The sequence below is a fragment of the Paenibacillus sp. BSR1-1 genome (genome assembly GCF_030403775.1).
Lineage (GTDB): Bacteria > Bacillota > Bacilli > Bacillales > Cytobacillaceae > Neobacillus.
In genome coordinates this window covers 222,656-238,319 of record NZ_JAQMWQ010000001.1, presented here as the reverse complement: position 1 = coordinate 238,319, position 15,664 = coordinate 222,656, and the positions used below count along the sequence as shown (strand labels likewise).

Here is a 15,664-nt window from a genome sequence, read left to right as displayed (position 1 = left end):
AAATGATCATTGGGAAAAGAATAAGCGGCCGCTATAAAATCCTCGAAATGATTGGCGGAGGCGGTATGGCAAATGTATATCTAGCACATGATATGATTTTAGATAGAGATGTTGCCGTAAAAATGCTTCGGCTTGATTTTGTAAATGATGAGGAATTTATTAAACGCTTTCATAGAGAGGCTCAATCAGCTACTAGTCTTGCTCACCCGAATATAGTTAGCATTTACGATGTTGGTGAAGAGGATTCCCTATATTATATTGTTATGGAATATGTAAATGGGCAAACCTTAAAACAATACATACAGCAGCAATCACCACTTCGAGTAGAAGAAGCGCTAGACATAATGATGCAATTAACATCTGCCATTTCCCATGCACATCAAAATCAAATTATCCATCGCGATATAAAGCCTCAAAATATTTTAATTGACCGAGAGGGATACGTGAAAATTACTGATTTTGGTATCGCAATGGCGCTTAGTGCAACAAGTATCACGCAGACAAATTCTGTTCTGGGTTCTGTCCATTATTTATCACCTGAGCAAGCCCGCGGAGGAATGGCCAATCGAAAATCAGATATTTATTCATTGGGGATTGTCATGTTTGAGCTATTGACAGGCCGGCTTCCATTTTCAGGAGAATCCGCCGTTTCGATTGCTTTGAAGCATCTGCAATCAGAAACTCCCTCTGTAAGAAGATGGAACCCAAAAATTCCGCAAAGTGTCGAAAATATTGTCCTTAAGGCAACGGCCAAAGATTCATTCCATCGCTATAATACGGTTGATGAAATGGAGGAGGACCTGCGAACAGCTCTCGACTCTGAGAGGATGGATGAACCTAAATTTTCTATACCGGTTGATGACGAGGCAACTAAAGCAATTCCAGTTATCACGAATGATAAGCCTTTAAAAAACCTTGATGAAACATTAGTGCACAGCAATGAAAAGCAGGCGATTAAACAAGAAAGTGCTGCAAATAAAGAAAAGAAAACAAGTAAAAAACGGAAAAAGTGGCCGATAATTTTAATATCTACTTTTCTTATTCTGGCCATTCTAGGAATATTAACTTTTACATTTTTACCTGATTTATTATCTGCAAAGGACGTCAAAGTTCCGGATGTAAGCAGAATGAATGTAGATGATGCAATTTCCAAGCTAAAATTAAAAGGACTCGAGGTCACCGACCAAATTGAAATACCAGATGAGGATGTTAAAAAAGGGAAAGTAATTAAAACCGACCCTGAGGCTGGGACTACAGTTAAGGAAAATGCAGGGATTACTATATACATTAGCTCTGGAAAAGAAAAATACGATCTTTCCGATTATGTTGACCGTCAATATGATGATGTGGTCCGTTTATTAGAGCAGGAGAATTTTAAAGCTATAAATAAAGTGGAGAAAACCGACGATAGTGAACCAGGTACCATTTTAAGCCAGAACCCACCTGGAGGTACAAAAGTGGTTCCAGAAGATACTGAATTAGAATTTGAGGTCAGTAAGGGACCGGAAAAAATTGTCTTAAAGGACTTAACCCAATATAATTTAAAGGGTGCACAGGACTATGCATCATTAGTAGGGCTGGTATTAGATGCCTCACAAGAAAAATATGATGAAAATATTCCGGCAGGTATGGTCATTTCGCAATCACCCGCAGAGGGAACAGGATTGAAAAAAGGTGACAAGGTTTCGGTTGTGATTTCAAAAGGAAAAGAGCAGAAGCCGCCAAAAGAAGTAATTAAAGAAATTACCATCGAATATGAACCGCCTTTACCTGGTGAGCCAGGCCAAAAACAAGAGGTCATAATCTATATAGAGGATATGACGCATAGTATGACAGAGCCGGCTGAAAAATTCACCATTACACAGACGACGAAAAAACAAATTAAATTGTTAATTCCATACGGAAAAAAGGCCGGCTATAAAGTTATGCGAGATTTGCAGGTTATCGCGGATGAAACGATAAGCTATGATGATACAGAATAAGATAATGGATGGCTTTACATTTTGAATAAAAATGGTAACACTCGTAAAAATTTTAATAGAAGTCATCCGTTTGAAGTTTAAGGGCAAGGGGTGTGTCTATGCCTGAAGGGAAAATTGTCAAAGCATTAAGTGGATTTTACTATGTTCTTCATAATGAAGAATTAATTCAATGCCGGGGCAGAGGGGTATTCAGAAAGAATAAAGTCACCCCTCTGGTTGGGGATGAGGTTGTTTTTCAAGCAGAAAACGAATTGGAAGGCTATATTCTTGAAGTAAAAGAACGGAAAAATGAATTAGTCCGACCTCCGATTGCGAACGTTGATCAGGCCATTCTTGTTTTTTCAGCTGTAGAGCCTGACTTCAGCACCGTGCTTTTAGATCGATTTCTGGTATTAGTTGAATTTAATCATATTGAGCCACTCATTTGTATTACTAAGATGGACCTGACAAACAGCGAGCAAAACAAATTGATTATGGAATATGCGCAGCAATATCAATCGGCCGGATATGAAGTCATTCTTACTTCATCGGAAACAGAGTCAGGAATTGAACAATTGAATCCGCATCTTAATCATAAAATTTCTGTTTTTGCGGGTCAATCCGGTGTGGGGAAGTCCTCTTTACTAAATGTTCTTAGACCTGACCTGGAGCTAAAAACAAATGATATTTCATCACATTTAGGAAGAGGAAAGCATACCACAAGGCATGTTGAGCTAATTGAAATTGGCGAGGGTCTTGTTGCCGATACTCCTGGATTTAGCTCATTAGAATTCACTAATATTGAGGCGGAAGACTTAACTGCCTGTTTTCCAGAATTGCTGCAGAAGAGCGAAAATTGTAAATTTCGCGGCTGCCTCCATATCAGCGAACCTAAATGCGGTGTGAAACAGGCTGTAGAATCAGGGGAAATTCCAGCATATCGCTATGAACATTATGTTGATTTCCTCCAAGAAATAAAAGATAGAAAGCCGAGGTACTAACCATGGTGAAAATAGCACCTTCCATTCTTTCAGCCGATTTTTCAAAATTGGGGGAAGAAATTTTAGCTGTTGAAAAAGGTGGAGCAGACTACATACATGTTGATGTAATGGATGGCCAATTTGTTCCGAATATTACGATTGGACCGCTCATTGTTGAGGCCATTCGTCCTATTACAAAACTGCCGCTTGATGTACATTTAATGATTGAGAATCCTGATCAGTATATTGAGGCTTTTGCCAAGGCAGGAGCAGATTATATTACGGTCCATGTGGAAGCTTGCCGTCATTTGCACAGAACCCTCCAAGCGATTAAATCGTTTGGTGTAAAGGCAGGGGTGGTCTTAAATCCAGCGACACCAGTTGAAACCATACAACATATCATTGGGGATATTGATATGGTTTTGTTAATGTCTGTTAATCCGGGGTTTGGAGGACAAAAATTCATTCCAGAGGTCCTTCCAAAAATAAGAAAAGTGAAAGAAATGGCAGAGCAAAAAGGTTTAAACATTGAGATTGAAATCGATGGCGGTGTAAATCCGGAAACCGCGAAGCAATGTATTGAAGCAGGGGCCAATGTATTAGTGGCAGGCTCCGCCATTTACAATGAAAATGATTACGCAAAAGCCATTTCATCAATAAGAGGATAAAGAAAGATAAGCCGGCTCATTACAGCTCGGCTTTTTGCTTATTGTTAGGCTTAGTAAAGGACATTGATGATTTTTTACACAGTTGATTGGAGCGGACGGCGCGAAGACTCCTGCGGGAGTACGGGGCAGGGGAGACCCCGCAGGCGCTATAGCGCCGAGGAGGCTCCCCGGCACGCCCGCGGAAAGCAAAGCGCCTGGAGCGCAAATCAACAACTTAGTTTAACAAAAGGGGTTTTCATGATGATTATCAATATTCTGGCAGGAGGTCCTGAAGACCTTCTTCCTAATTTGAAAGAGTATGAGGGGAAAAACACGCTATGGGTCGGAGTGGATCGCGGTGTTTTTCACTTATTAAATAGGAATATAAGTCCAGTCATTGCTTTTGGAGATTTTGATTCTGTTTCTCCAGAGGAATTACAGTTTATTGAACGCAAAGTTGAAGAATTAAAACGCTTTAAACCTGAAAAAGATGAAACTGATATGGAACTCGCGCTGAATTGGGCATTAGAACAGAATTCAGAAAAAATTCGTATATTTGGTGCAACGGGCGGACGACTTGATCATTTATTTGCAAATGTACAGCTTTTACTAAATCCTCTACGAGCAAAAAAGGCAGCAGATATCTGTTTAATTGATCGAAATAACCTGTTATTTTTAAAAGAACCGGGGACTTATACAATAAATAAAATGAAAGCTGAAAAATATATTTCTTTTGTTCCACTAACGCTTAATGTCAGCGGAATCACACTAGAGGGCTTCAAATTTCCTTTGAAAAATCAGCATATTTCTCTCGGCTCTACACTATGTATTAGTAATGAACTTATTAGTGATTATGGTACTTTTTCATTTTCCGAAGGCATATTAATAGTGATAAGAAGCCATGATTAATAGGTCTTACAATTTGGTACTGTTTTCGTCCGTTTGAATAGTATGTAAGGGCGTACGAAAAAAGTTGAGATGTATAAGAAGCGGGAGATTGGTGAGGAGGGACAGTATGAAATTTTATACGATTAAACTGCCGAGATTTTTAGGCGGACTTGTCCGGGCGATGATTGGTGCATTTAAGAAAAACGAATAGAAAATGGAATTTGTTATGGCACCCGTTTAAATTTGGGTGCTTTTTATTTTGTCCTGTGGGAAATACTTAAAAAGAAAGAGCATCCGTTTAATGGATGCTCTGGTCTTTATAACTCTTATTAAACGCGTTCAACTTTACCTGATCTTAACGCTCTTGCAGAAACCCAAACACGCTTTGGCTTCCCATCAACAAGAATACGTACTTTTTGTAGGTTAGCACCCCATGTACGCTTGTTAGCGTTCATAGCGTGAGAACGTGCGTTACCAGTAGTTGTTTTCTTTCCAGTTACTACACATTTACGTGGCATTATGATTTCCCTCCTTAACTACCAAAAGCTTTATACAGCAATATACTGATTTTCATCTGCTTGAGATACCTTAATAATTTAACATACAACGTTGGTGATTGCAATACTTGTATATAAACCTTTCAAGAAAAAAACCTTGACATGTAAGTATGACTTTCCATATTGTGCCGACTATAGTAAAATGACTGTAGTCAAGGAGCAATTTTCCAAAGGGGGAACGATTCATGTCCATTGAATTAAAAACAAAGTACGGACAAATTGATATTTCAAATGAAGTAATCGCTACCATTGCCGGAGGAGCGGCAATCGAATGCTATGGAATCGTAGGTATGGCCTCTAAAAACCAAATTAAAGATGGAATTACAGAAATCTTACGTAAAGAAAATTTTACCCGGGGCGTTATTGTCCGCCAGGAAAATGAGGCATTACATATTGAAATGTACATTATTGTCAGCTATGGAACGAAAATTTCCGAAATTGCCCACAACGTGCAATCAAAGGTTAAATACACCCTCGATAAGACAGTTGGACTTGCCGTTGACTCGGTAAATATTTACGTTCAAGGAGTTCGTGTGACGAACTCGTAGTGAGGAGGAAGTTTTGTGTCAATAACAGCATTAGATGGAAAACGTTTTGCCGAAATGGTGATCCAGGGTGCCAACCATTTGTCTGCAAATGCTAAAATGGTCGATGCCTTAAACGTTTTTCCAGTGCCCGATGGTGATACCGGAACAAACATGAATTTATCAATGACCTCCGGGGCAAAAGAAGTAAAAAACAATGTTCAGGAACATATAGGAAAGGTGGGCGCTGCTCTTTCCAAAGGTTTGCTGATGGGAGCGCGAGGAAATTCCGGCGTAATTCTTTCCCAGCTATTCCGCGGTTTTTCAAAAGCCGTAGAAAGTAAATCTGCCATCTCAGGGAAAGATTTCGCTACTGCACTCGAAGCCGGAGTAGAAACTGCCTATAAAGCTGTTATGAAGCCAGTAGAAGGGACCATCTTAACAGTTGCAAAGGATTCCGCCAAAAAGGGAGTTCAAGCTGCACAAACATCAAATGATATCATTGTAATTATGGAAGAGGTTTTAAAAGAAGCAAGAGCTTCACTAAAACGCACTCCAGAGTTACTTCCTGTCTTAAAGGAAGTTGGTGTGGTTGACAGCGGCGGACAAGGTCTTGTTTTCGTATATGAGGGATTCCTAGCCGAATTAAAAGGTGAAAAACTTCCAGATTCACCAAGTGCTATGCCAACCATGAATGAACTAGTCAGTGCAGAGCACCATAAAAGCGTTCAAGGTCATATCAATACTGAGGATATTGAATTTGGGTATTGTACAGAATTTATGGTTAGGTTTGAAACTGCTAAGACAGCCAAAAACCCATTTAATGAAGGCGAATTCCGTAATGATTTAAGCAAGTACGGTGACTCATTATTAGTTATTGCGGACGAAGATGTTGTCAAAGTGCATATTCACTCCGAACAGCCTGGTGAGGTTTTAACATACGGACAGCGATACGGCAATTTAATCAATATGAAGATTGAAAACATGCGCCAGCAGCATTCCAATATTGTTGGCGAAACACATACTCCTTTAGTTGCTGAACGGGCGCAAGATCAGAAAGAATATGGAATTGTAACGGTATCTATGGGATCTGGAATTGCCGATTTGTTTAAAAGCATAGGAGCGCATGCTGTGATTGAAGGCGGGCAGACAATGAATCCAAGTACGGAGGATATTGTTAAGGCTGTCAAACAAGTAAATGCTAAAAAGGTATTTATTTTACCGAATAATAAGAATATTATTATGGCGGCTGAGCAAGCACGTGAAGTATCCGAAGAAGAGATTTATGTGATACCTTCCAAAACGGTACCGCAAGGGCTTTCGGCGCTTCTTGCGTTCAATCCTTCTGCTGAAGTAGAGGCAAATGAAGCATCTATGAAGGATGCGCTTCAGCATGTCAAGACAGGTCAAATTACCTTTGCTGTTCGCGATACCCAAATTGATGGGTTAGAAATTGAGAAAGATGATTTCATGGGTATTGCCGAAGGGAAAATTGTTGTAAAAAACAAGGACAAAGGAAAAGCGGCTGAAGATCTTCTTTCTAAAATGTTAGATGAAGATTCAGAAATTTTAACTGTTATTTATGGAGAAGACGTTTCGGAAGATGAAGTAAATTCCTTAACACAGTTTGTAGAAGAAAATTATGGTGATATTGAAATAGAAATCCATAATGGCCAACAACCATTATATTCTTTTATCTTTTCAATTGAATAATGAACAGATAAAATAGAAGAAGGGGTTATCCCTTCTTTTTTTGTGCATATGAGACAAGAAAATATGTTTTGAATATAATTTATTAGAGAGAATTACGCTAAGGGAGAGAATTCTTATGAAATATAGAAGCGTATTTGATATTATTGGGCCTGTCATGATCGGTCCTTCTAGTTCCCATACAGCCGGAGCAGCAAGAATTGGAAGAGTAGCCAGAAGCCTATTTGGCAGGGAGCCAAAATGGGCCAATATATCTTTATATGGCTCGTTTGCAAAAACGTATAAAGGTCATGGTACAGACGTTGCCATCGTTGGCGGTTTATTAGATTTTGAAACGGACGATGTAAGGATTATTAATGCTATTGATATAGCCAAGGAAAAAGGCATTAAACTCCGGTTTATTGAAGAAGATGCTGTTACTGATCACCCAAACACAGCAAGAATCATTATCGGCGATCATAATGGCGAACTGGAATTAGTAGGGATTTCTATTGGCGGCGGCAAAATAGAAGTAACTGAGCTGAACGGTTTTGAACTTAAACTGTCAGGAAATCATCCAGCCATTTTAGTTGTTCATAACGATCGTTTTGGTGCAATTGCAAGCGTAGCCAATATTTTGGCAAAATACGAAATTAATATTGGCCACATGGAAGTGTCCCGTAAAGAGCAAGGAAAGCTTGCGCTTATGACAATCGAAGTAGACCAAAATATTAATGATAATATCCTAATCGAGCTTGAAGAGCTTCCTAATATATTAAAAGTGACTAAAATTGTTGACTAAGGGGGGAAAGTTATGTTTCGAAATGTCGCTGAATTAATAGAAATGGCAAACAGTCAAAATAAAAAAATCTCAGAAATCATGATCGAGCAAGAAGTAGCCGTTACCGGCAGGTCTAGAGAAGAAGTGCTTGCCCTGATGGATCGGAATCTTACCGTTATGGAAGAAGCTGTTGAAAGAGGGTTAAAGGGTGTTACCTCTCATTCCGGGTTAACGGGCGGTGATGCGGTACTTCTGCAGAAATATATAGAAAAAGGCAACTTTTTAACGGGGGAAACTATTCTTGATGCTGTTAGTAAAGCGGTTGCAACGAATGAAGTAAACGCAGCAATGGGAACGATTTGTGCCACACCAACTGCTGGCTCAGCAGGAGTGGTTCCTGGTACCTTGTTCGCTGTCAAGAAAAAGCTGAACCCAACAAGAGAGCAAATGATATCGTTTTTATTTACATCCGGTGCCTTCGGTTTTGTAGTTGCGAACAATGCATCGATTTCCGGTGCTGCTGGAGGCTGTCAAGCCGAAGTAGGTTCAGCAGCGGGGATGGCAGCAGCAGCAATTGTTGAAATGGCCGGTGGGACACCACAGCAATGTGCAGAGGCAATGGCTATTACGTTAAAAAACATGCTGGGATTAGTATGTGACCCGGTTGCCGGACTTGTAGAGGTCCCTTGTGTAAAGCGAAATGCGATGGGGGCTGCCAACGCAATGGTTGCAGCAGATATGGCGCTGGCAGGAATTACAAGTCGTATCCCTTGTGATGAAGTAATTGACGCGATGTTCAAAATTGGTCAATCAATGCCATCAGCACTAAGAGAAACAGCTCAGGGAGGGTTGGCGGCTACACCAACAGGTAGAGCTTTAGAAGCAAAAATCTTTGGGATACCGCTTGTTAATAATGAATCCAAATCTTAACCAATCAATCACTGTCTTAAAGGGTATTGGTGAGGAAACGGCTGAAATTTTTTCGGAAATGAAAATCTTTTCAATTAATGATTTATTGGAATATTTTCCATATCGTTATGAAGATTATTCACTAAAAGAACTGACAGAAGTACAGCATGATGAGAAAGTTACAGTCGAAGGGAAGGTTCATAGCGAGCCTTCTCTTAACTATTATGGCAGAAAAAAGTCAAAGCTGACGATTCGGCTCTTCGTAGGTTCCTATCTGATTAAAGTAGTTTTTTTTAACCAGCCTTATTTAAAAAATAAAATTGTCATGAACGAAACGATAACCGTAACTGGTAAATGGGATGCTCATAGGCAAACCATTACAGCAAGCGAAATGCAGGCAGGACCTAATGCCAAACACAATGATTATGAACCTGTTTATTCATTAAGAGGAAAATTAACAACAAAAGGGATTCGTAAATTTATTAGCTTAGCCTTTCAACAATACGGAGGCCAGGTGGAGGAAACATTGCCAGTTTCTTTTATCCAAAAATATCGGCTCTTAACCAGAAGAGATGCGATAAAAGCCATGCATTTTCCTTCTAATCCGGAAGAAGTCAAACAGGCCAGACGCCGTTTTGTTTATGAGGAATTTCTCTTATTTCAATTAAAAATGCAAGCGTTAAGAAAGTTTGAACGAGAGCATTCACCTGGTATTGTTCAAGATTATGATATAAACAAATTGAAGGAATTTATAAAAGAACTTCCTTTTCCACTGACGAATGCCCAAAAACGAGTGGTTAATGATATCATCAAGGACCTGAAATCTCCTTATCGGATGAACCGTTTACTTCAAGGAGATGTTGGCTCAGGAAAAACGGTCGTTGCGGCCATAGGTCTTTATGCAAGTGTAACAGCTGGATTCCAAGGGGCTTTAATGGTTCCGACTGAAATCTTAGCGGAGCAGCATGCAGAATCTTTAAAAAATCTGCTTGAGCCCTTTGAAATTAGGTGCGAGCTTTTGACTAGTTCAGTAAAGGGAAAGCGGAGAAAAGAGATTCTTCAGGAATTAGCTGCAGGAAAAATTGATATTTTAATTGGTACACATGCCTTGATTCAGGACGAAGTATCTTTTCAAAGATTAGGATTCGTGATAACCGATGAGCAGCATCGCTTCGGTGTTGAGCAGCGACGGGTATTACGGGAAAAAGGCGAAAACCCTGACGTCTTATTTATGACTGCGACGCCAATTCCCCGGACATTGGCGATCACGGTATTTGGAGAAATGGATGTCAGTATCATTGACGAGATGCCAGCGGGCAGAAAAACAATTGAAACTTACTGGGCAAAACCTGAAATGCTGGAACGTGTTCTCGGATTTGTAGAAAAAGAATTAGTGAAAGGGCACCAGGCGTATGTAATTTGCCCGCTTATTGAAGAATCGGAAAAGCTTGATGTGCAAAATGCGATTGATGTGCATACCACTTTAAGCCACTATTTTCAAAATCGGTATAAAGTGGGTCTAATGCATGGGCGATTGAGTTCGGATGAAAAGGATTCAGTCATGAAAGCGTTCAGTGCAAATGAAGTCCAAATCCTAGTATCGACAACGGTGGTGGAAGTGGGGGTTAATGTACCGAATGCAACGATGATGGTTATATATGATGCGGAAAGATTTGGCCTTTCACAGCTTCACCAATTGCGCGGCCGTGTCGGCCGGGGAAGCGATCAATCATATTGTATCCTGCTGGCGAGTCCTAAATCAGAAGTTGGCCAAGAGAGAATGCGGATTATGACAGAGACGAACGATGGCTTTGTTCTAAGTGAAAAGGATTTAGAACTAAGAGGTCCAGGAGATTTTTTTGGCAGAAAACAAAGTGGCGTTCCGGAATTCAAGGTGGCAGATATGGTTCATGATTACCGCGCCCTTGAAACAGCAAGAAATGATGCTGCAACGCTGATTCAGTCGAAAAGCTTTTGGACTTCAGATGAATACGAATACTTAAGAAAACGTCTTGAATTGTCAGGGGTTTTAGAAGGAGAAAAATTAGATTAATAAATAATTTCTCTTGAAAAATGTAATGTTAATGATAAAAGGCAGAGAGCAAGGAAGAAAACTTATCCTTGCAATCTGCTTTTTTAAATTTTATACTACTCTTAGTACCTAGTCATAAGATTTCGGACGGTGTGGAAAATTATGCGAAGAACCAAAAAAGAGCGCCAACAATTGTTAATCTCAACCATTAATGATAATCCTTTTATTACAGACGAGGAACTTGCTGAAAAATTTCAAGTAAGTGTGCAAACAATTCGTCTGGATCGGTTGGAATTATCCATTCCGGAGCTTCGTGAACGGATTAAAACAGTAGCTGAAAAAAGATTTGACGATGAAGTCCGCTCCCTGCCTATTGAAGAAGTCATTGGTGAAATTATCGATATTGAATTAGATCAAAGCGCGATTTCCATTTTTGATGTGAAAGAAGAACATGTTTTTCAGCGAAATAAAATTGCTCGTGGACATCATGTTTTTGCCCAGGCAAATTCATTAGCGGTAGCTTTAATAAATGATGAACTGGCTTTGACTGCAAAAGCAAATATTCATTTTAATCGATCGGTAAAATTGAATGAACGAGTGATTGCCAAAGCAAGAGTGATCAAAATCGATGAAAATGCTCTCAGAACATATGTCGAAGTGACTAGTTTTGTGAATAATGAACTGGTATTTACCGGAAACTTTGAAATGTACCGTTCGAAAAATCATTAAAGGATGAGACCAATGAAACTATCAATCGATGCTATGGGCGGCGACCATGCTCCAAAAGAAATTGTCTTAGGGGCGATGAAGGCTGTAAATAGCTATCCTGATATACATATTACCCTTGTCGGCGATGAAAATAAAATTAAAGAAACATTAACAAACCATGACAGAATTTCCATATTACATACAACCGAAGTTATTCTCGGAACTGATGAACCCGTTAGGGCGGTTCGACGCAAAAAAAATGCCTCCATGGTCCTTGCTGCACAGTTAGTGACTGACGGTGATGCTGATGCTTGTATTTCAGCAGGAAATACGGGTGCACTTATGGCTGCAGGTTTGTTCGTTGTTGGAAGAATTGAAGGAATTGATCGTCCTGCCTTGGCTCCAACTCTTCCTACAATCGGCGGCGAAGGTTTTCTCCTGCTTGATGTTGGGGCAAATGCCGATGCTAAACCAGAACATTTATTGCAAAATGCCATCATGGGTTCGATTTATAGTGAAAAGGTAAGGGGCATTACAAACCCTAGAGTAGGGCTTTTGAATATTGGAACAGAAGAAAAAAAGGGAAATGAATTGACAAGGAGTTCATTTGACCTTTTAAAAAATACAAATTTAAATTTTGTCGGCAATGTGGAGGCGCGGGATTTACTTGATGGTGTTGCCGATGTCGTGGTGACCGACGGTTTTACTGGGAATATGGTGTTAAAAACCATTGAAGGTACAGCCCTATCGATGTTTAAAATGTTAAAAACAGCCTTAATGAGCAGTTTTACAAGTAAATTAGCTGCAGCTGTATTAAAGCCAAACTTAATGACATTGAAAAATAAATTGGACTATTCGGAGTATGGAGGAGCGGCCCTATTTGGTTTAAAGGCTCCAGTCATTAAAGCTCATGGTTCCTCTAATGCTCAGTCCATTTTCAGCGCCGTTCGGCAAACACGGGAAATGGTCGAAAAAGATGTCATCGCACAAATTCAAAAAACAGTAGAAAAAATGAATACTTCCAAAATTGAACTCTAGTAAGGAGTGTTAAGATGAGTAAAATTGCATTTGTATTTCCCGGACAGGGGTCACAAGTCGTTGGGATGGGTCAGAAGCTTGCAAATGAGCATCAAGAAGTGATGGATTATTTTAATAAGGCAGATGAAAGATTACAAAGCAGCCTAAGCAGCCTCATTTTTGAAGGTCCCCAAGAGGAGCTGACGAAAACAACAAATGCTCAGCCCGCTTTATTAACAACGAGTATTGCACTGTTAAATTTCTTTCAAAAATCAGGGATTCAAGCAGATTTTGTTGCTGGCCACAGCTTAGGAGAATATACGGCCCTTGTTGCTGCGGGCGCCTTAACATTTGAGGAAGGTGTTTATGCTGTCCGTAAACGAGGAGAGTATATGGAAAAGGCAGTTCCAAATGGTGAAGGAACAATGGCTGCTGTTCTTGGGTTAGACCGCGAAAAACTTGCTGAAGTGACAAAAGCAGTGGATGATTCAGGTTTTCCTGTTTCCCTTGCCAATCTTAACTGCCCAGGGCAAATCGTCATTTCCGGTTCGTCAAAAGGTGTTGAGCTTGCCGGCGAAAAAGCGAAGGAGGCCGGAGCAAAACGCGTTATTCCGCTTGAAGTAAGCGGACCGTTCCATTCTTCTCTAATGAAGCCTGCTTCCAGTGAATTACGTGCTGTCTTAGACAGTCTGAATATGAAAAATGCAGAAATTCCAGTCGTAGCTAATGTTTCTGCAGACGTAATGAGCGACTCTGCTGAAATAAAGGAAAAATTAATAGAGCAGCTTTATTCTCCAGTATTATGGGAAGATTCGGTTGAGAAAATGATCGAGTTAGGTGTGGATACCTTTATCGAAATTGGACCGGGTAAAGTGCTGTCTGGCTTAATCAAAAAAATTAATCGCGGCGTTAAAACCTATTCTGTTTCTGATGAGGAAACCTGTCAGTCCGTTATCGACGCATTAAAGGAGGTAAAGTTATGAATTTAACAGGTAAAGCAGCCCTTGTAACTGGTGCATCAAGAGGAATTGGCAGGGAAATTGCGCTTGAACTAGCAAGGCAGGGAGCCAATGTCGCTGTTAATTTTGCTGGTAGTGAGGCAAAAGCGAATGAAGTTGTGGATGAAATCAAAGCACTTGGCCAAGATGCTTTTTCGGTAAGATGCGATGTCTCAAACACAGAAGAAGTAGCAGAAATGGTGAAAGCGACCATTGATCGTTTTGGGAAGCTTGATATTCTTGTTAATAATGCTGGAATTACAAAAGATAATTTATTAATGAGAATGAAAGAAGAAGAATGGGATGATGTCATTAATATCAACCTTAAAGGTGTCTTCTTAGTAACGAAGGCAGTAACGAGACAAATGATGAAACAAAGAGTAGGCCGTATTATCAATATTGCTTCGATTGTCGGCGTAAGTGGAAACCCAGGTCAGGCAAACTATGTAGCTGCCAAAGCGGGTGTCATTGGTTTAACGAAAACGACAGCCAAAGAGCTTGCGACACGAAATATTACCGTTAACGCGATTGCCCCAGGATTTATCACAACTGATATGACAGACAAATTGTCAGAAGAAGTAAAAACCGAAATGCTAAAACAGATTCCTTTGGCAAGATTAGGTGAGCCGAAAGATATCGCAAAAATCACGGTATTCCTTGCTTCTGATGACTCATCCTATATCACAGGGCAGACATTCCACGTTGATGGCGGCATGGTAATGTAAAAATAATAATTCTTTCATTTATTATTTGAAAGAAATACTCTATAATAGCTTGAGGGGAGGTGAACAAGCATGGCAGAGGTATTAGAACGTGTTACAAAAATCATCGTTGACCGATTAGGTGTTGATGAGTCTCAAGTTACGCTTGAAGCTTCATTTAAAGATGATCTTGGCGCTGATTCCCTTGACGTAGTTGAACTAGTAATGGAATTAGAGGATGAGTTCGATATGGAAATTTCTGACGATGATGCTGAAAAAATCAGCACTGTTGGTGATGCTGTTAATTACATAAATAGCACGAAGTAATCGTTGGAATTATTCACAAAGCTCCGTTTTCAAACGGGGCTTTATTCTGTAGAATAGAACTTGGCAGTTCCACTAGTGCTGCCAAGTTTCTTTGCGTTTTTATCAAAATTTTTTTAAACTCATTATTATAGTCATGTGTAAATTAAATGCAAGGTGGAGAACTTATGCGCAGAAATGGGAAAGAAAATGAAATGAACAATCGCGCAAAAGAAAGTCAATTTAAAGATTTTCAAAAGATAATAGAAATTCAATTTGAAAATGAAAAATTATTAAAGCAAGCTTTTACTCATTCATCCTATGTGAATGAGCATCGCAGAAAGCCTTTTGAAGATAATGAAAGGCTCGAATTTTTGGGAGATGCTGTACTTGAACTGACAATTTCACAATTCCTTTTTAAGAAATATTCCATGATGACAGAAGGAGAATTAACCAAACTAAGAGCGGCCATTGTATGTGAGCCGTCACTCGTAGCATTTGCGAATGAATTAGGATTTGGAAAATTAATTTTGCTCGGCAAAGGGGAAGAAATGACGGGCGGACGAGAGCGGCCGGCACTTCTCGCTGATGTTTTTGAAGCGTTCATTGGCGCACTTTATTTAGACCAAGGAATTGAAAAAGTTATAGATTTTCTTGAAAAAGTTGTTTTCCCAAAAATAAATGCTGGTGCTTTTTCTCATGTGATGGATTTTAAGAGCCAATTACAGGAACTCATTCAAAGAGATGGTTCAGGAGTAATTGAATATCGTGTTCTACAAGAAAAAGGACCTGCTCACAATAAAGAATTTGTATCAAAGGTTTCCTTAAATGGCGATGAATTAGGGGTAGGGACGGGAAGGTCCAAAAAAGAGGCGGAACAGCATGCGGCCCAAATGGCGCTGGATGTACTGAAAACGAAAACAACCTAGATTTGACAAATGTTTTAGAGGAGTAATCCCGGGCATTTTA

At 39.8% G+C, this 15,664-nt stretch carries 17 protein-coding genes; 16 read left to right on the top strand and 1 reads right to left on the bottom strand.

Features of this window, described 5'->3' with window-relative positions; all coding sequences use genetic code 11:
• The first annotated feature begins 2 nt into the window (after positions 1–2).
• From pknB to spoVM, 5 genes are all read left to right on the top strand, one after another.
• Positions 3–1,982: a Stk1 family PASTA domain-containing Ser/Thr kinase gene (pknB, locus tag PH210_RS01130; protein ID WP_289982312.1), complete on the top strand. Its 1,980-nt coding sequence runs from the start codon at positions 3–5 to the stop codon at positions 1,980–1,982.
• Between the two features lie 98 nt (positions 1,983–2,080).
• Positions 2,081–2,962: a ribosome small subunit-dependent GTPase A gene (rsgA, locus tag PH210_RS01125; protein ID WP_289982311.1), complete on the top strand. Its 882-nt coding sequence runs from the start codon at positions 2,081–2,083 to the stop codon at positions 2,960–2,962.
• A 2-nt stretch (positions 2,963–2,964) separates the two neighbouring features.
• Positions 2,965–3,609 carry a ribulose-phosphate 3-epimerase gene (rpe, locus tag PH210_RS01120; protein ID WP_289982310.1) on the top strand — a complete coding sequence of 215 codons (645 nt, stop codon included), beginning with the start codon at positions 2,965–2,967 and terminating at the stop codon, positions 3,607–3,609.
• A gap of 240 nt (positions 3,610–3,849) precedes the next feature.
• Complete coding sequence (locus PH210_RS01115; protein ID WP_289982309.1) at positions 3,850–4,497, top strand: thiamine diphosphokinase; 648 nt, start codon at positions 3,850–3,852, stop codon at positions 4,495–4,497.
• Between the two features lie 106 nt (positions 4,498–4,603).
• On the top strand, positions 4,604–4,687 hold the full coding sequence (gene spoVM / locus PH210_RS01110; RefSeq protein WP_007087787.1) for a stage V sporulation protein SpoVM: 84 nt from the start codon (positions 4,604–4,606) through the stop codon (positions 4,685–4,687).
• Positions 4,688–4,805: 118 nt separating this feature from the next.
• On the opposite strand, the gene rpmB is transcribed toward spoVM, so the two are convergent.
• A complete protein-coding gene (gene rpmB / locus PH210_RS01105) occupies positions 4,806–4,994 on the bottom strand; it encodes a 50S ribosomal protein L28 (RefSeq protein ID WP_007087786.1) in 189 nt (62 codons plus the stop codon).
• A gap of 224 nt (positions 4,995–5,218) precedes the next feature.
• Between rpmB and PH210_RS01100 the strand changes: the two genes are divergently transcribed.
• From PH210_RS01100 to rnc, 11 genes are all read left to right on the top strand, one after another.
• A complete protein-coding gene (locus PH210_RS01100) occupies positions 5,219–5,581 on the top strand; it encodes an Asp23/Gls24 family envelope stress response protein (protein WP_289982308.1) in 363 nt (120 codons plus the stop codon).
• Between the two features lie 15 nt (positions 5,582–5,596).
• Entirely contained in the window at positions 5,597–7,270 is a 1,674-nt protein-coding gene (locus tag PH210_RS01095; protein WP_289982307.1) for a DAK2 domain-containing protein, read from the top strand.
• 115 nt (positions 7,271–7,385) lie between these two features.
• Positions 7,386–8,048: an L-serine ammonia-lyase, iron-sulfur-dependent subunit beta gene (gene sdaAB, locus PH210_RS01090; RefSeq protein ID WP_289982306.1), complete on the top strand. Its 663-nt coding sequence runs from the start codon at positions 7,386–7,388 to the stop codon at positions 8,046–8,048.
• A gap of 12 nt (positions 8,049–8,060) precedes the next feature.
• Positions 8,061–8,957, top strand: a complete 897-nt coding sequence (gene sdaAA / locus PH210_RS01085) for an L-serine ammonia-lyase, iron-sulfur-dependent, subunit alpha (protein WP_289982305.1) — start codon at positions 8,061–8,063, stop codon at positions 8,955–8,957.
• A complete protein-coding gene (recG, locus tag PH210_RS01080; RefSeq protein WP_289982304.1) occupies positions 8,941–10,989 on the top strand; it encodes an ATP-dependent DNA helicase RecG in 2,049 nt (682 codons plus the stop codon). The genes sdaAA and recG overlap by 17 nt, the downstream gene beginning before the upstream one ends.
• A gap of 141 nt (positions 10,990–11,130) precedes the next feature.
• Complete coding sequence (fapR, locus tag PH210_RS01075; RefSeq protein ID WP_289982303.1) at positions 11,131–11,697, top strand: transcription factor FapR; 567 nt, start codon at positions 11,131–11,133, stop codon at positions 11,695–11,697.
• Positions 11,698–11,709: 12 nt separating this feature from the next.
• Positions 11,710–12,714, top strand: coding sequence for a phosphate acyltransferase PlsX (gene plsX / locus PH210_RS01070; RefSeq protein ID WP_289982302.1), 1,005 nt, complete (start codon positions 11,710–11,712; stop codon positions 12,712–12,714).
• A gap of 14 nt (positions 12,715–12,728) precedes the next feature.
• Positions 12,729–13,676: an ACP S-malonyltransferase gene (fabD, locus tag PH210_RS01065; RefSeq protein WP_289982301.1), complete on the top strand. Its 948-nt coding sequence runs from the start codon at positions 12,729–12,731 to the stop codon at positions 13,674–13,676.
• The gene (fabG, locus tag PH210_RS01060; protein ID WP_289982300.1) at positions 13,673–14,416 is read left to right on the top strand and encodes a 3-oxoacyl-[acyl-carrier-protein] reductase; all 744 of its coding nucleotides are present in this window, start codon (positions 13,673–13,675) and stop codon (positions 14,414–14,416) included. The genes fabD and fabG overlap by 4 nt, the downstream gene beginning before the upstream one ends.
• Positions 14,417–14,485: 69 nt before the next feature.
• Positions 14,486–14,719, top strand: coding sequence for an acyl carrier protein (locus PH210_RS01055; RefSeq protein ID WP_223588553.1), 234 nt, complete (start codon positions 14,486–14,488; stop codon positions 14,717–14,719).
• Positions 14,720–14,883: 164 nt separating this feature from the next.
• Positions 14,884–15,624 carry a ribonuclease III gene (gene rnc, locus PH210_RS01050; protein ID WP_289982299.1) on the top strand — a complete coding sequence of 247 codons (741 nt, stop codon included), beginning with the start codon at positions 14,884–14,886 and terminating at the stop codon, positions 15,622–15,624.
• Positions 15,625–15,664: the final 40 nt, after the last annotated feature.

Excerpts from the sequence above, each read along its gene's own strand:
- pknB (WP_289982312.1), top strand. The coding sequence starts at position 3 with ATGATCATTGGGAAAAGAATAAGCGGCCGCTATAAAATCCTCGAAATG.
- rsgA (WP_289982311.1), top strand. The coding sequence starts at position 2,081 with ATGCCTGAAGGGAAAATTGTCAAAGCATTAAGTGGATTTTACTATGTT.
- rpe (WP_289982310.1), top strand. The coding sequence starts at position 2,965 with ATGGTGAAAATAGCACCTTCCATTCTTTCAGCCGATTTTTCAAAATTG.
- PH210_RS01115 (WP_289982309.1), top strand. The coding sequence starts at position 3,850 with ATGATTATCAATATTCTGGCAGGAGGTCCTGAAGACCTTCTTCCTAAT.
- spoVM (WP_007087787.1), top strand. The coding sequence starts at position 4,604 with ATGAAATTTTATACGATTAAACTGCCGAGATTTTTAGGCGGACTTGTC.
- rpmB (WP_007087786.1), bottom strand. The coding sequence starts at position 4,994 with ATGCCACGTAAATGTGTAGTAACTGGAAAGAAAACAACTACTGGTAAC.
- PH210_RS01100 (WP_289982308.1), top strand. The coding sequence starts at position 5,219 with ATGTCCATTGAATTAAAAACAAAGTACGGACAAATTGATATTTCAAAT.
- sdaAB (WP_289982306.1), top strand. The coding sequence starts at position 7,386 with ATGAAATATAGAAGCGTATTTGATATTATTGGGCCTGTCATGATCGGT.
- sdaAA (WP_289982305.1), top strand. The coding sequence starts at position 8,061 with ATGTTTCGAAATGTCGCTGAATTAATAGAAATGGCAAACAGTCAAAAT.
- recG (WP_289982304.1), top strand. The coding sequence starts at position 8,941 with ATGAATCCAAATCTTAACCAATCAATCACTGTCTTAAAGGGTATTGGT.
- fapR (WP_289982303.1), top strand. The coding sequence starts at position 11,131 with ATGCGAAGAACCAAAAAAGAGCGCCAACAATTGTTAATCTCAACCATT.
- plsX (WP_289982302.1), top strand. The coding sequence starts at position 11,710 with ATGAAACTATCAATCGATGCTATGGGCGGCGACCATGCTCCAAAAGAA.
- fabD (WP_289982301.1), top strand. The coding sequence starts at position 12,729 with ATGAGTAAAATTGCATTTGTATTTCCCGGACAGGGGTCACAAGTCGTT.
- fabG (WP_289982300.1), top strand. The coding sequence starts at position 13,673 with ATGAATTTAACAGGTAAAGCAGCCCTTGTAACTGGTGCATCAAGAGGA.
- PH210_RS01055 (WP_223588553.1), top strand. The coding sequence starts at position 14,486 with ATGGCAGAGGTATTAGAACGTGTTACAAAAATCATCGTTGACCGATTA.
- rnc (WP_289982299.1), top strand. The coding sequence starts at position 14,884 with ATGCGCAGAAATGGGAAAGAAAATGAAATGAACAATCGCGCAAAAGAA.